The following is a 15,757-nucleotide window of genomic DNA, read 5'->3' on the forward strand; positions in this document are numbered from 1 at the left end:
TTATTTACAACAGAAAAGTAGCCTCATTTGACACGAATACAGCCACTTTCCTACGCCAGTACGAACTGGATCAGGTTCAGGAATTTTGAAATCAACATTTCAATCTCAGCCATTATGAACGGCACTTCCAGTGGATTGTTTGAAATATTCAATTGTTTTATCGTTTCATGATACGAGCTAATTCTAACACATAACGAATAATGTGGAAAAGGTTTATAAATAAATTAAAGCCTAATTCTCGTGGTGAAAACTGACCTCGCTTCATACGATTGAAGTCATAAAGTGTGTACAGTAAAAATAGTAATAACCCGACAACTGCAATCATCGTATAATAAACTGGGCTGTGAATCCACCAACCTACAAGACTTGCTAAAATAAGCGCGATTAATGTCACGAATAAATATTTGCCTAAGCTCGACGCATCTTTAATCCAGAAATAACCGAGAATACCAAAAATGACGAATCCAGATACGGCTAAAATCACCATATTGAAAAATAAACGCGCACCTAAATCTTGCAATGTATACATAAATGCCGCATAGGATAATAATCCGACGACAATGGTATAAATGTGAGAAATAATCGGGCCACTAAAGCGCACACGTTGAAATACCATTGATGCTAAGATTAAGACGAGTAGTCCGATAGAAAGTGGTTGTCGCCATGCTATGGGTAAAAATTGTCCAAAATATGTTGAAATCCCAAAAATTAGCCAATAATACATAAAAAACAACCATACTTTGCCGTAAGCAGAACGGCGTTGATTTTGTGTTGCCATCTCATTTTGCCTCCTTTCCTTCTATTTTATGATATGTCACAGCAGAATCAAATGCAGAAATGATACAACTATTCCATTGATAAAGACTACATTTATATTACAAAAACTTTAATTATCTCAAAAGATTTACAAATCAAATTTTCTATAAATTGGATAGTGACAACATTCAAGGACAATACGACAGTAAAACTATATTTTCCGCAATATTACAGATTCGTAACATCTCCCCTATATGATAATATTTTTGTTATCATAATGATTGAATTAATAATCAAATTACACATTTCGTTATTCATTGCTCAACACATCTTATCATTCGTGTAAATAAGGAGGCAATACTTTGAAAAAACTCGCATTTGCATGTACGTTGACTTCAGGTGCGGCAGCCGTCGCTATGCTCAATCATCAAGATGCCGACGCGTCAACACAATACACAGTCCAATCTGGTGATTCACTTTGGTCCATCGCGCAAAAATATGGCACAACAGTTGATGCACTTAAGCAATCCAATCAATTACAAAACAACATGGTCTTCCCTGGCCAAGTCTTATCTATCGGGGGCGGTAGTGGTGCACAATCTTCTGCGACAGTACCGCAACAAACTGGAGGCACATACACTGTACAAGCTGGCGAATCTTTAAATGTCATTGCCACAAAATATGGTGTGTCTGTTCAAGATTTAATGCGTGCTAACGGATTAACGAACTACCTAATCCATCCTAACCAACAACTTCAAATCCCTGGTGGCAACGGTGGCAACACTGCACCAAAAACAGGTGGTGCTGGCGGTACAGGTAGTATCTCAACAAGCGGTCAATACAATACACCTACATTTAACCATCAAAACTTATACGACTGGGGTCAATGTACGTATCATGTATTTGATCGTCGTGCACAAATCGGTCAACCTATTAGTACGTATTGGTGGAACGCTGATCATTGGGCAGCTAATGCCGCAGCAGATGGTTATACAGTAGACCATAATCCAACAACGGGTTCAATTATGCAAAACTTTGAAGGTCCTGTGGGTCACGTTGCTTTTGTTGAACGTGTGAACTATGATGGTAGTATTTTAATTTCAGAAATGAACTATAATACGCCACCAGGACAACAAGATTATCGTACAATCCCAGCATCAATTGCTTCATCATACAATTATATTCATTAATATTGTAAAAAGAGATTAACTAAGGTGTTTTCGTACATCATTAGTTAATCTTTTTTTTATTCCCCAATTAACGAAAATGCACATTGTGTTTTTATAGTTTGTCAAAGTCTGTGCGACGTTTGTGAGAAGCGCACCCTCTTTGCCAGAGCAACACGACGACACCTTTGTCACAAACAAGAACTTTGTACTATTCCCCAAAATAATTGGCATCAAAAAGAAGCCAAGACATACATCTCAGCTCCTTGCTTATATAGTTATCGTTATAAGAATAAATTTAAAATGAAGTAAAAAGTACCGGCAATCAATGCAGAAATAGGTAAAGTAATCACCCAAGTCACAATCATACGTTTCGCTGTATTCCAGTGCACACCTTTAATTCGATTCGATGAGCCCACACCGAGAATTGAAGATGAAACAACGTGTGTTGTTGACAATGGGAAATGTAACGATGATGCGACAAAGATTGTTAACGCTGATGCTAAGTCTGCTGACGCCCCATTTGCAGGACGGATTTTCATGATATTGCCACCGACTGTTTTAATGATTTTCCAACCACCGACTGCTGTACCTAAGCCCATTGCAGCAGCACAGGCTACTTTTACCCATAATGCTGGCTCGACACTTGTTTGCATATTCGCTACGATTAACGCCATTGTAATGATACCCATTGACTTTTGCGCATCATTCGTCCCGTGTGAGAACGACTGTAAAGACGCAGTGAAAATTTGAAAAATACGGAAGTTACGATTCGTACGTGTCAAATTCGCATTTCTAAATACACGTTTGACAAGCGTATACATGACAAAACCTACAACGAACGCAATCACAGGTGATAAAATTAAAACAAGCACGATTTTTGTAAAACCTTGATAGTGTAAGACATCAACTGACCCCGCAGAAGCAATCGCCGCACCAGCAATTGCACCGATTAACGCATGTGAAGACGAACTCGGTATACCGTAAAACCAAGTGACTAAATTCCACACAATTGCAGCTAATATCGCGGATAATACAACGATGAGACCATTGTCTAAAGTAAATGGATCCACAATTTCTTTTGTAATCGTTGAAGCCACACCTGTAAATGTCAAGGCACCAATAAAGTTCATAATGGCCGCTAAGAAAATGGCTTGCCTTGGTGTTAACGCACGCGTCGATACTGCTGTCGCTACGGCATTCGCTGTATCGTGAAAGCCATTAATAAAATCAAATAATAACGAAAAGATAATGATAGCTACTGTAATAAGCAACAAAAACTCCATAAATGAGGACTCCCTTAGCTATTTTTCATTATGATTGTTTCAAAATTATTCGCAACAGCTTGGCAGCGGTCAGCAATATTTTCTAAACTTTCATAAATGTCTTTGATCTTAATTAAAGTGACAGGGTCTGTTTCACTATTAAAGATATGTTTAATGGATTGACGTAAAATACCATCACAATTCGTTTCGTATTCTTTAATATTGATTGAGTGTACACGCATATGTGAAAGTTTTTTCTCTGTCATTAAGCCAATTGCTAATTTCATTTCCCCGATTGCTTTTTGAATATTATCTACAAACTCTAACATGTATTCATCTGTGTATTCTATTGAGTACATTTCAAACATAGCGGACGTTTCTTCCATCGCATCTAAGACGTCATCAATCGCATTACACAACGACATAATGTCTTCACGTTCAATTGGTGTAATAAATGTTTGATTGAGGTCTGTAATCACCTGATGCATCAATTCGTCACCATGTGATTCATACGTCTTCACGTTGTCGGCATAAGCTCGCAAATCTAAATGGGTGTTGAAATCCATTTTACCGAATTCAATTGCAGCTCGGTCTAAATTGAAAATCATATCCTCTAGACGCTCCATGAACTTATCCTTTTTCTTCCTAATCATGTTAAAATCCTCCATTCAGCGATTACCTAAATCACTATTGTAAAAGTTATGTTACTTTAATTATAAAATATTGTTAATCCTTTGTTAACTCAAAATATAACGTGCAGGCAACATCACCTTTTTAACTTTCAATTTTATTAGTGCTCAATGTTTTCACATTTTTTCATAATCCTATTCGAAAATAGCACATATTTAAAGAAGCTACAATTAAATTTACAAAACCTTAACATTTTATTTTGTGAAGATGTGAATTTCATCACTGGATAAGACTTTTCGGTGAGATGAAAGCATTATTTGTAGCGTATTTTGTAACTTTTCGATACAAAGCGCCTTGAATATGTCGCTTTTGTAAAATAATTAAAATCTCAGAAAATTGTTTTAAGCTTTTTACTGACTCATTTTTACATCACCACACGCTTTAACGTGATAATAAAAACTTATCATTGAGGTGATGTGATTCGGAAATTTTAAATTCACACTTAGTAGCATAGGTTCGCGTTTCTATGGACTTGCCTCCACTTAATTTAGCTACATCTGATTCGTTAGAAGTCTCGCCCATTTTTAGCAATTGAAAATCAAAGACAGCGAATGAATGAGGACAAACTTATGAATGAAGAAAACGAAACGTATCACAACAAAAAACCCCGTTAAATCTCAGTTTAACGAGGGTACGTTGCAATAGTAAAACCTAGGGTGACGGGATAAAAAGATGCATCTGGCTCAACCTGAACATCATCTTCCTCCCCCGCATTGCTATATCGAAAACTTAATCACACGTCTCGAATGATAATAAGCGAGCACTGCAAATATCAAATAAATGACCGCATAAACTGTCATCGCAAAAATAACAGGCGCAAAGTCCACACCATTCATCAATGTATTAAAGGCTCGTGCTGCAAAAAAGGCATGTCCTAAACCAATGATTAATGGTAATCCAAAGTTAAAAGCGATTTTCAATGCTAACCCTTTAAACATGTCTTGGTGTGTGTAACCCATTTTACGTAAAATTTGATAGTTTGCCATTTCATCTTCATTTTCATCCATTTGTTTAATGTAAATGATACATCCTGCTGCGATTAAAAAGGCAACACCTAAGAAGCCACTCACAAACAAGAACATACCTGAAAATGCCAATTGTTCTTTTTCTAATGATGTACGAGACTGTGGTAACATTTGATTGAATTGCTCATTCGCACTTTCAACTTTTACAACATCTTTCGCACTTTTTAAATCAAATCCCACTTGCGTAATCGGTGGATTGTCTTTATCTTTAATCTGCGTTGCTTTGAGCATCTCAAATGTTTTATGATCGATAATTCCTACAGATCGTCCCAAAGCTGCACGATACGATAACACATTGTATGGAGACGTTTCTGTAATTTCTAATGGCGCATGCTTTTCTTTACGTCCTAAATCGATTGTTACACCTTTATCTAATCCAATAAAAGTTTCTGATACTTTAAAGTAATTGACTAATGTGATTTCACCTGGATTTACATCCATTTTGTCAACTTCTGCATCACTAATAATTGGTAAGCTGTTAACGTCTTTATGCAATGCTTTACCCGAATGGACAATTGGCACTTCGATGACATGTTGTACGACTTTATTATATGGAATATTTTTCGCATTTAAATACGCTTCAAGCTTTTGAGCCTCTCCTTCATTAATATACGTAAATTCATGAGGTGCTAAGCCATTTACATTATTTTCAATGTTTGCTTTACTAATCGTCGCAAAAGATAATAATGTAATCGTAATTGCTGAAATAATCCCAATTACTGTTAATGAGAAAGCGTTCTTTTTCATTCGGTGCATAATCGACGCAGTAAACACAACGTCTGTCACATTGACGTAACCGCGTTTGCTTCTTTTTAACGATTTAAAAATTAACGACACGGAACTTCTGAAAAAGAAGTACGCCCCTACAACAGTTAAAAAGAGTATTAAAAACGCAGAAATTAAGGTAAGTTCAATATTTTTGAGCATGATTGTCGATAAGTAATATCCTAATCCGATCATCGCAATGCCAAGAATTCCAAAAGTCATTTCTGCCTTGGTCATATTCGCTTGTGTCGCTTCACTTTGCTGCACATCATACATCAGTTGAATAATCGAACGACGCTTAATGAATATGAAACTTTGCACCATAATTAAGATGAATGAAATGACCACCAAAATCATCGTCACTGTGAGCGCTGCGGGTTCAAATAAAATTTTAATATCTAGCGGAATTTGAGCTGTTTTTTTAACAATCAGCAGCAACAAACGCGAACCAAACAATCCTAGAAGCAATCCGATGACTGTTGTTCCGATAAAGATAATCGCTTGTTCTAACATCATCATGCGCATTAAATCTTTACGTGATAAACCGATGAGTTGAAACAGCGCAAAACTTTTCGTCCGGCGTTTAATAAATAGACGATTTGCATACATTAAAAAAATGATAATAATCACAAATAAAAACTTTTCACCGATTCCTGCACTTGAATTTAACAGTTTCGCGTTTTCTCCATTTGCAATGCTATCGGTATATTTTAAAGTTACAAAACTAAAATAAAGTGCGATACTGAGCATTAAAGAAAACAAGTAAATCCCATAATGTCTTAAGTTTTGTTTAAAATTTTTGAGGACAATCGCACTAAAACGCATGTTTCACACCGCCCAATACGCTCTGGTTGTGAATGATTTCTTGATAAAATTGTGAAACAGGTTGATCGCCTTGGAATAACTCCGTATGAATTTGACCATCTTTTAACATAATGACACGATTCGCATAACTTGCCGCAACTGGATCATGTGTTACCATGACAATTGTCGTTTTCATTTGTTGGTTAATCGTTTCTAAACGTTTCAATAAGTCTTGTGCGCTTTTAGAGTCGAGTGCACCAGTTGGTTCGTCTGCAAATACAATCGCGGGTTTACTTATTAATGCACGGGCTGCTGCGGTACGTTGTTTTTGTCCTCCCGAAATCTCGTCAGGATATTTGCTTCCGATTTCAGTAATCCCTAACGCCTCTGTCACTTCTTGATAACGCATTTCCGCTTCTTGACGACTGAGTTTCGTAATCGAGAGCGGCAACATAATATTTTCTCGAACTGTTAAAGTATGCAACACATTGTAATCTTGGAAAATGAATCCGACATCTTTTTTTCTAAAGTAAGATAATTGTTTATTAGACATTCTCGTAATATCTTGGCCGTTAATTTCAATTGTCCCTCTTGTCACATTATCGATAGAACTAATGACGTTTAACAAAGTTGTCTTCCCCGATCCTGAAGGCCCCATAATCGCCACAAATCCCCCTTTTTCCACTGTGAAATGGATATCCTTTAATGCTTCATATGATTGCTTTTTATTGCCATATATTTTACTCACGTGACTCACTTTTAAAATAGACACGTTGAACACTCCTTTACGATGAATTGATACTTTTATTTTAGCGAACAACAACCATAAAAGCGTGCGAATCACGTGACAAAACGCATGTCTCATGTGACAGTTTTGTCACTTCGACATGCGTGCGATGTAATCGTTTTGTTTTGAAAACTGTATCGTGACCGTCGTACCTTCACCAACTTGAGACGTGACATCGATATCAAATCCGAGTGCTTCACGGACTGTTTCCACTAAATAAAGCCCCATGCCAGAAGAGGTTTGTACATGCGGGCCATTTTGCGCTGCGAAACCACGCTGAAAAATACGCGGCATATCGTGTTGTGCAATCCCTGCGCCGTAATCACGAATATGTAACTTTACATTGCCGTTTTCAATCGATTGATACACGTCAATATCCGCTTGCGTAGAATACTTAATCGCATTTGAAATAATTTGACGAATGACCATACGCATCCATCGCTTATCCGTGTACACCGTCGTATTTTCAGAAATATCTACGTTAAAGCCAATCCTTTTGTGCATCGCGATATGACGGGTCTGTCGTATTTCATCAATGACAAGTTCACGCAATGTCACTTTTTCAAAATACATGTCATGTGCTTGATGATGAAGACGTGCTAAAAATAAGTGTTGGTCCAACATATAGTCAACGCGCGACCATTCATACATGAGCTGCTGTTTTCTCACATGATGTTCTTCTTTTTCAATCAATAACTTGAGCGCCGTCACAGGTGTTTTAATATCGTGAATAAATTCCGTCATACTCTGTTCATTGAGGTCAATGCGGTGTTGCTGTTCGCCTATCGATTGCTGTAGCTGCATCATCTTTGTTTCTAAATAATGCAGTGTTACTTTTTCAAAAGGCGTTTCTGCAAGTTGGTTTTTTTGGAAGACTTCAATCTCTTCAAAAGTCTCTAAATGCATATAAAACCGTGTTTCTTTTAAAAATATACGAATCAAAAAGAACACGCTGATAATCCACTTGATCCCGATGACATACCACAAATTGCGATAAGGAATGTCATCATCTAAAAACCCAAAACACAACATAATGATATCAAAAACGACAAACATTAAAATCCAGGCGATACGCTCTCTCAAGAAATATAAAAACCATCTAGACGTTGTCATGTGCAATATATCCCTTTCCAACTTTTGTTTCGATGACTGACGGCATCCCCATCGCTGCCAACTTTTTACGTAAACGATTTACATTGACCGTTAATGTATTATCACTCACAAACGCTTCGTCATCCCAGAGCGCTGTCATTAAGTCTTCTCTCGCCACAATCTCATTTTTATGTTGTAGCAGCACTTCTAAAATCAGCATTTCAGTTTTGGATAAATACGTCACATGATCTTGCTTGGTCACCGTTCCTTTAGACCAATCGACGACAGCCTCTTGCCAAATCATTGTTCGACGTTCTTGTTGATTGTATTGATACACACGTCGAAAAATCGCTTGAAGTTTCGCAATGAGTACGGGCATATGAAACGGCTTTTGAACATAATCATCGGCACCAATTTCCATGCTCATCACTTGATCCATTGGACTATCACGAGACGAAATGAAAATGATAGGCACACTTGAATGTTGACGAATTTGGCGTGTCCAATAAAAACCATCAAATTTCGGCAACGTAATATCCATTAAAATCATATGCGGTTCATGTTCGAGATAAGTTTGGAGCACGGCATCAAAATCGCGGACTTTAATCACATTAAAATTCCAACTGGCTAATGCTTCAGTAATTTGTTGACATAAAGTTTGATCATCTTCTACAAGGAGTATATCCATTTTCATCAGTCCTTTGTATAACGTAAGTCCTCTCCATTTTGTTTACGATATTGAAAATGACGAATGCGACATTTCGTATCAAAACCACGCAACATCATTTGAATCAACGGCACTTGAACGAAATATGCGATCGGCCAGAGTGCGCTTGGAATAAAATTAAAAACATGTGCAATCACAAAATCAAATTGACGAATGTAACGAAACTCAATTTGCATGCACTTGCCTTGATTTAATCGTGCTAAACGTCCTTTTGTCATTACCAATCGATATAAATCTTTATCTATCATTTCAAGTTCTAATTGCATCCATAACTGTTGACTATTTTTGCGATACACTTTGAATTGTTGGCCTTCTTGTTCAACCGTAACCCTCGTGCCCGGTGTTATCGTAAGCCATATACGCAATTGTTGTATCCATTGCGCTAAATTCCATGTTTGTGGTCTCGGGATATGGTGTGCAATACGAATATCATTGTATTTTGATGTTTGAAATTCAACAGAAATATGCGGCCGTTTAACAACATGCTCAGTCGTTCTAATAGGGACACCATAAGCCCCGAGTTGTTTCACGGTCTCCTCATCAAATTGACTCCCGCGCACATAAATAATTTCTTTCACTTGCTGCTTTGCTGCTGCACGCCCAAAATTATCTGCTGCGATTAAATTTAAATCTTTCGCTAAGGCACGGGTCAATTTGGCTGAATGCTTCGTCGGATCTAAAAAGTAGACCGCAATATCCATTCCTTCCATTGCACGTAACACATCAGCATAATGATAAATATCACCTTTAATCACTGTAGTATCAGCGTGTGACTGACTTTTAGGATATTGTGAAATAGTATGTAGTGTCGTCGTATCACGCAATTCTTTGATTAAGCTTTTGCCGATATAGCCGGTGCCTCCAGCTAACAACACATGCGGTTTCATAAAAAGCTCCTTTCCCACTTTATTATCAATCTATAATCCGTTTTTCAAAACTCAATTCATCATGTTAGAAATTTCCTATATTTATTAAATTAAGATACAATAAGCTTATGACAATTCCAACAACGTGTCCTATGATTATGTACTGAACGGAGGTGTAGGTATGACGATTACAATAAGAGAAGTCAGTATCAATGATGTGGAAGCATTGACTACACTGATGCAACAAGTTTTTGAAGAATCAGAATACATGCTTTATAATCCGGGTGAATATATGCCTTCATTAGAAAACGCGATTTCACATATCGAAACTGTCATTACTTCGCCCCATCTCACCATCCTCGTCGCAGAAAATGAACATCAATTAGTCGGTTATTTGACGGTCACAACTCAAAAGCTCCGTCGCGTTGAACACGAAGTAGAAATTTCTATGGCGGTATTACGTCAATTCCAAGGCTTAGGTATCGGGTTTGATTTAATTCAACATTGTAAAAACTGGTGTCGGGAACACGGCATCACTAGAATTGCATTAACTGTTGTCACTGAAAATAAAACAGCCATTCACCTCTACAAACGGGCTGGATTTAAAGTTGAAGGTGAAATGCGTCACACTTTAAAAATTCAAGGTCAGTATTATAATGAGCTTATGATGGCTTATTTATTAAATGATGAGACAACTGTGTGACGTTGATATGTTTAGTGTACCATTTCCAATAGCGAATCACTAAATTCATTGTTAATCCATTTAAGATTTTTGATGAATTAAGATCATTTCATATCCAACAAAACATAGGCAACAGGCTGGGAAGCTTAATATCCCACCCCCTTGCCTTTATACATATGCAGAGAAAGAGGCTGGGTGTTAATTTGATCCCAACCTCTTTCTCTGCCTTTGATGTATATGGATACTACTGAATCAATTGAGCACAGCCGCCAGCCATTTATTGAACTACATCTCATACGGATTTAAATTAATTTCTGTATGAATATCATCTTTCACTTCGGTATTCACTTGTGTATTCGCCGTGTTTCGACTTAAAAAGCTCAATACTTGTTGAATATTCTCTTTAGACTCTGGCTTCTGTAAATGAAATTGATATTGATGTTTTAATTGATGTGAACCGTCAAAGAAAAAGCGTTCTACAACGACCCCTTTCTTTTCTAGTGCATCAGCAAAAGAAACATTTTGGCTCATAAATGGATCCGCATCGCCCACTGACAAATAAGTAGCTGGGAAATCAGACGTAATTTGATTTTTCGTTGACATTTCAGCAATATTTTTAAATCGTGTTTCCCAATGTTTCACGCCTGTATAACTTCTCATAAATAAATCAATTCTTGGAAATTCAGTCGAACGTACGGTTTGCATATCGTAAAAACCACCAAAGAAAATAGCTGCTTTCAATTGTTCTGGCTTAAATTGCTGTTCAAATCTCATATCAGCACGCAATTGTGCATTCGTTTGAATCGCTGTAAACTGACTGTTAATTTGTGCGCCCGCAGAATCCCCACCGATAATCACTTCATCTAAATTAATCGGTAACTCTTGCTCGTGCGCCTTAATAAAACGAACTGCATTGTTCATTTGAATGAGGGGTGTCGGATATTGATATTCCGGTGCCAACGCATAATTGACATTCACCACAACATAACCGCGCTCTACAATTTGCGCCAATAAAGGGTTTTTATATTGCTTATCCCCTGCAATAAAGCCACCGCCGTGCGCCCAAAAAATGACTGGCAATTTGTCATCAGCATTCACATGTTTCGGCATTAAAATATCTAGTTGACTGTTTGGAAGTCCTTCCATATATGTAATATTTTCAAAAGCTGAAACATTTTTGTTTTGAATCGAAACTTTATTCTCAGCCTCTTTTGATGCATGAGAACCAAAAAAATAGCCGGCTATGAGACCGGCTATAACAATAAGAATAATGATGGTAATCAAAATCCATCTTTTTCTACGATTTGTCATTCCAATCTTTCCTTTCGGAAAAATTGTAACATATCCTATTAATTAAGCAATGAATTTCTTATCTTGTGATTTTCTATAGAAGTACTTCACGACTACTGCAACAACGATAAATAGACCGATAACCCCCATCATTGGATAAACGACAGCGATTAAACCTTCAAAGCCTACGAAACTCAATGCATAAGCTAATGGGACGATAATAGAAATCATTAAATAATAACGCTTCGTATAAGGTGACGTAAAACGTGCAGCGAATGAATAAGATAAACCTAAAATTGTATTATACATGACCGCTAACATCACGATAGAAAGTACAAATGTTAAAATAGGTGAAATTTTCCCAGCTAAAACTAATGTAGGAATCGCTGCATCTTTAATCTCTGTATATTCAGAATGAAGCGCAAAGTTGATTAAGCCTAATAGCACAAGATAAACCACACCACCGATTAAGCCGCCTAAACCTGAAACTAATCGTTTAGATGCGTCACCACCGATAGCTACAAGCGTACTAAAACCAACTGCGAAAGCTAAACCACCATAGTTAAAACCATTCCAAATCGCGATACCTAAATTCGGCTTTTCTACTACACTGTTAATTTTTGAAAATGGAATAGATCCTTGGAATAATGATGCTGCGGCAATCAGTACTACTAACACAATCAGTACCGGTGTCACAACACCTAATGCACGCACAATCTTATTGAAGTCCATTAATAACGTAATATAAACGATAATACACATGATCAATGCACCAAGCCATGTCGGCACGCCGAAACTTTCATTAAATGTTGAACCTGCACCTGCAATCATCGTAATCGTTACAGCATACAATGATAAAATTAAAACGTAATCAATCACAAGTCCAAGTTTTTTACCAAATAAATACTCTAGTGTTGATTCATGGTTTTCTGCGTCAAACGCTGTTCCGATTTTCGCAACTTGACGACCGATAAACGTCAAGATTAACCCCGAAATCACCACACCTATATAGGAATAAATACCGAACTGACTAAAAAATTGCAGTACTTCTTGGCCTGTAGAGAAGCCGGCACCGACCACTACCCCTACATAGGCAAAAGCTATCTTTATAGCTTCACTATATTTTTTCATACTGTTTTGACCTCCTCGTTAGCAAAACACGTTAAACATTAAAACATATTCATTCATTAATTTCAAATTCCATCCAGTTTTAAAAACGTCTGTATCCCTTGATACAACAGCGTTCACGATGTCATCAAATTCATTTATACGCTATTTTTTATACCCTTTATCGAATAAACAAACGCTATAATGTATTGCTTTTGTATTTTTATTCATATTCAAAGGGAAATCAAGGTCAATTTCTTATAAGAATGCAAAAAAACATGGAAAAATTGTATTAATTTTCATCATGACACTTGAATTCATTACTTTGTAGCACGGGGTTTATCAGAATTTCATTTTAATTGTAACATTATACATAACTAAACAGAAATATTAATTTTAAAAAAATGAAGTACATTTGATTTAAAAACAAGACCGACTTTCTATCCTTAGCCTTGTCTATTAAAATGTCCATACATAAGAAAAAGAGACTAAGAAATCTTCATTTCCTAGCCCTTAAAAAGACGATATCATCATTGTTCTGTTGATTGTGAAACAGCTTCTTGTAATTTCTTTTCTTTAGAAGCGTTTGTTAATCTAAACGCGAAGAAAATACCTATTACAATCAATACAATTGCGAAAATATAAGCACTGTGCATCCCCATCGTCATCGCTTTGTTAACAATATCTTGTGTCACATGTTCGTGTTTTGAGATTTCGTTATTTTGTACACCAGAAACGATACCTACAAACACCGCAATACCTGTTGCCCCTGCAATCGGTTGTAGGACGTTAAAAATCGCTGTGCCGTGTGGATACTTATCTTGCGGTAAAGCATTTAAACCATTCGTACTTGCTGGCATCATAATAGAAGCAATGCCGACCATGAGTACAATATAAGCAATTACAAAGGCATAAACTGGAATACCTGGATGAATGGTTGTGTAGAATATCGCTACTACCAAAAGTAAAAACAAACCAGGAATAACCATTTTACGTGGTCCAAATTTGTCAAACAATCCTCCCATAAATGGTGAGAGTAATCCATTCAACAAAGCACCTGGTAATAAAATAAGGCCTGCAACTTTAGCAGAGAAACCCATAGGTCCTTGTAAATACATTGGCATCACAATTTCAGATGCAAACATACTCATCATCACAATCACAAAAATAATCATCCCTTTACGGAAATTGTGATAGTGCAACACGCGAAAATCTAAAATAGGTTCCTCTAAAATAAACTGTCGACGGATAAAAGCGATAATACTGATGAGTCCAATAACGAGTGGTACGGCGATTTGCCAATTCAATAAGCCGCCAGCTACCGAACTCACTTTAGACACACTGAAAATCAACCCTGTAATGCCGACCGTTGAAAGAATAATTGACAGTACATCGATTTTAGGTCGTGTGACTTCTCCCACATTTTTTAAGAAAATAAATGCAAATACAAATGTAAATAACATAAACGGAATGACGCTAAAAAACAACCAACGCCACCCTAAATAGTCAACAATAACACCTGATAAAGTCGGCCCGAGTGCAGGTGCGAACATGATAATCAGTCCAAATGTCCCCATGACACGCCCTCTCACTGACTCATCAAATAAAAGTAGCATCGCATTCATAATAAGCGGAATCATCAAGCCAGTCCCCATTGCTTGGATCATTCGTCCTGTTAATAACATCGGAAAATTCACAGCAAAACCTGCTACGAATGAACCTGTTGTAAAAATGACGAGTAGCCCTAAAAATAATCGTCTTGTCGTAAACCATTGGATAATTAACGCAGATAGTGGTGAAACAATTCCCATGACCATCATAAAACCACTAGCCATCCACTGCACGGTCGTTCTCGAAATATCAAAGTAATGCATCAGCTCTTGTAATGCAATATTCAATAGTGTTTCATTTAAAATCATGAAAAAAGCACCAATAAGAAATACCGTCATAATAATTTTTGAATAACTTTTGTTCTCCATAATTTAACTCCCTCTTTTTTCGAACTTGTTTATTATACACAAATCGACAATAAATAGATACATATACAACTTTCTTTTCAATTTCATTAAAATATCAGCATTATATTTAAAATTGCACAACTTATATTCCCGTATTGCGCAGTTCTCAAAACCACTTCACTCATGTATCCCTATTTTTTGAACAAGCAGAGCAATAGGTGCGCAGAATCTGTCCCCTTTTGTTTTAACTCAAATCGAGTAGGAGAATAGCCATTAATTGACTACTCGTCCTCTCACACCACCGAGCGTACGGTTCCGTACTCGGCGGTTCAATATCTTGCGTAAGCCAACTCTGCAAGCTGGACTAATGGTATTAATCCCCACTTGTAGAGTTGTTTTGTTGTAAGTGCACGATGAACCTCGTGCGTGTTCGATAACCGCCAGTATTTCTTGCGAGACTGTGCGATTTTCATTGCACTTCTATGGTCAAGACCATATTGACGCAACATCTTATATTTCGTTCTAACTCTTTTCCACCGTTTAAGAATGAGTTGTCTAAGTCGGCGGTTTAACCAAGATTGCGTGGTTTCAATAAATCCTCTGATAAAAAATCTACCAAAGTCATTTATCTAACTTCGCGTCACTTGGTTAATTTCAGTGATAATCTCTTTAAAGGTACCAGGTCTATTTCGTTTCGTTATTTTCCTTAAGGTGCGTATTAAATTTCTTTTTGCTTCCGTAGTCGGTCTGAAACGACAAACCCCATTTACCTTGGTT

13 protein-coding genes, 1 pseudogene and 1 riboswitch are annotated in these 15,757 nt (G+C 37.0%); of the genes and pseudogenes, 2 read left to right on the top strand and 12 right to left on the bottom strand.

The annotated features are described in order from the left end of the window. Positions 1–30: 30 nt before the first annotated feature. Positions 31–139: riboswitch (TPP riboswitch) on the bottom strand. An 18-nt stretch (positions 140–157) separates the two neighbouring features. Then, the gene (locus BJK46_RS02740) at positions 158–778 is read right to left on the bottom strand and encodes a Bax inhibitor-1/YccA family protein (RefSeq protein ID WP_063278884.1); all 621 of its coding nucleotides are present in this window, start codon (positions 776–778) and stop codon (positions 158–160) included. Positions 779–1,118: 340 nt separating this feature from the next. Here BJK46_RS02740 and BJK46_RS02745 point away from each other — a divergent pair, with 340 nt between their 5' ends. Continuing rightward, a complete protein-coding gene (locus BJK46_RS02745) occupies positions 1,119–1,946 on the top strand; it encodes a LysM peptidoglycan-binding domain-containing protein (RefSeq protein WP_014614596.1) in 828 nt (275 codons plus the stop codon). 260 nt (positions 1,947–2,206) lie between these two features. Here the strand turns inward: BJK46_RS02745 and BJK46_RS02750 are convergent, their stop codons facing one another. The 7 genes from BJK46_RS02750 to BJK46_RS02780 all read right to left on the bottom strand — a co-directional run bounded on the left by BJK46_RS02750 (position 2,207) and on the right by BJK46_RS02780 (position 9,964). Next, a complete protein-coding gene (locus tag BJK46_RS02750; RefSeq protein ID WP_014614597.1) occupies positions 2,207–3,208 on the bottom strand; it encodes an inorganic phosphate transporter in 1,002 nt (333 codons plus the stop codon). 14 nt (positions 3,209–3,222) lie between these two features. After that, a complete protein-coding gene (locus tag BJK46_RS02755) occupies positions 3,223–3,840 on the bottom strand; it encodes a DUF47 domain-containing protein (RefSeq protein WP_014614598.1) in 618 nt (205 codons plus the stop codon). A gap of 753 nt (positions 3,841–4,593) precedes the next feature. After that, entirely contained in the window at positions 4,594–6,492 is a 1,899-nt protein-coding gene (locus BJK46_RS02760; protein ID WP_065354538.1) for an FtsX-like permease family protein, read from the bottom strand. After that, complete coding sequence (locus tag BJK46_RS02765; RefSeq protein ID WP_014614600.1) at positions 6,482–7,243, bottom strand: ABC transporter ATP-binding protein; 762 nt, start codon at positions 7,241–7,243, stop codon at positions 6,482–6,484. Before BJK46_RS02765 ends, BJK46_RS02760 begins: the two co-directional genes overlap by 11 nt. 105 nt (positions 7,244–7,348) lie before the next feature. Next, positions 7,349–8,371, bottom strand: a complete 1,023-nt coding sequence (locus BJK46_RS02770; protein ID WP_014614601.1) for a sensor histidine kinase — start codon at positions 8,369–8,371, stop codon at positions 7,349–7,351. Beyond that, a complete protein-coding gene (locus BJK46_RS02775) occupies positions 8,358–9,038 on the bottom strand; it encodes a response regulator transcription factor (RefSeq protein WP_014614602.1) in 681 nt (226 codons plus the stop codon). Before BJK46_RS02775 ends, BJK46_RS02770 begins: the two co-directional genes overlap by 14 nt. 5 nt (positions 9,039–9,043) lie before the next feature. Next, the gene (locus BJK46_RS02780) at positions 9,044–9,964 is read right to left on the bottom strand and encodes an NAD(P)H-binding protein (RefSeq protein WP_014614603.1); all 921 of its coding nucleotides are present in this window, start codon (positions 9,962–9,964) and stop codon (positions 9,044–9,046) included. Between the two features lie 160 nt (positions 9,965–10,124). Between BJK46_RS02780 and BJK46_RS02785 the strand changes: the two genes are divergently transcribed. Next, positions 10,125–10,646, top strand: coding sequence for a GNAT family N-acetyltransferase (locus BJK46_RS02785; protein ID WP_099991866.1), 522 nt, complete (start codon positions 10,125–10,127; stop codon positions 10,644–10,646). 264 nt (positions 10,647–10,910) lie between these two features. Here the strand turns inward: BJK46_RS02785 and BJK46_RS02790 are convergent, their stop codons facing one another. The 4 genes and pseudogenes from BJK46_RS02790 to BJK46_RS12580 form a co-directional block, all read right to left on the bottom strand. Beyond that, positions 10,911–11,936 carry an alpha/beta hydrolase gene (locus BJK46_RS02790; protein ID WP_014614605.1) on the bottom strand — a complete coding sequence of 342 codons (1,026 nt, stop codon included), beginning with the start codon at positions 11,934–11,936 and terminating at the stop codon, positions 10,911–10,913. Positions 11,937–11,978: 42 nt separating this feature from the next. Further along, complete coding sequence (locus tag BJK46_RS02795; protein WP_020220154.1) at positions 11,979–13,046, bottom strand: YkvI family membrane protein; 1,068 nt, start codon at positions 13,044–13,046, stop codon at positions 11,979–11,981. 506 nt (positions 13,047–13,552) lie between these two features. After that, a complete protein-coding gene (locus BJK46_RS02800; RefSeq protein ID WP_014614607.1) occupies positions 13,553–15,001 on the bottom strand; it encodes an MDR family MFS transporter in 1,449 nt (482 codons plus the stop codon). 308 nt (positions 15,002–15,309) lie between these two features. After that, positions 15,310–15,757: pseudogene (locus BJK46_RS12580) on the bottom strand (group II intron maturase-specific domain-containing protein); the annotation flags it as partial.

Source organism: Staphylococcus pseudintermedius, assembly GCF_001792775.2.
Lineage (GTDB): Bacteria > Bacillota > Bacilli > Staphylococcales > Staphylococcaceae > Staphylococcus > Staphylococcus pseudintermedius.

Coding starts and splice junctions, on each gene's coding strand:
- BJK46_RS02740 (WP_063278884.1), bottom strand. CDS start 778: ATGGCAACACAAAATCAACGCCGTTCTGCTTACGGCAAAGTATGGTTG.
- BJK46_RS02750 (WP_014614597.1), bottom strand. CDS start 3,208: ATGGAGTTTTTGTTGCTTATTACAGTAGCTATCATTATCTTTTCGTTA.
- BJK46_RS02755 (WP_014614598.1), bottom strand. CDS start 3,840: ATGATTAGGAAGAAAAAGGATAAGTTCATGGAGCGTCTAGAGGATATG.
- BJK46_RS02760 (WP_065354538.1), bottom strand. CDS start 6,492: ATGCGTTTTAGTGCGATTGTCCTCAAAAATTTTAAACAAAACTTAAGA.
- BJK46_RS02770 (WP_014614601.1), bottom strand. CDS start 8,371: ATGACAACGTCTAGATGGTTTTTATATTTCTTGAGAGAGCGTATCGCC.
- BJK46_RS02775 (WP_014614602.1), bottom strand. CDS start 9,038: ATGGATATACTCCTTGTAGAAGATGATCAAACTTTATGTCAACAAATT.
- BJK46_RS02780 (WP_014614603.1), bottom strand. CDS start 9,964: ATGAAACCGCATGTGTTGTTAGCTGGAGGCACCGGCTATATCGGCAAA.
- BJK46_RS02785 (WP_099991866.1), top strand. CDS start 10,125: ATGACGATTACAATAAGAGAAGTCAGTATCAATGATGTGGAAGCATTG.
- BJK46_RS02790 (WP_014614605.1), bottom strand. CDS start 11,936: ATGACAAATCGTAGAAAAAGATGGATTTTGATTACCATCATTATTCTT.
- BJK46_RS02795 (WP_020220154.1), bottom strand. CDS start 13,046: ATGAAAAAATATAGTGAAGCTATAAAGATAGCTTTTGCCTATGTAGGG.
- BJK46_RS02800 (WP_014614607.1), bottom strand. CDS start 15,001: ATGGAGAACAAAAGTTATTCAAAAATTATTATGACGGTATTTCTTATT.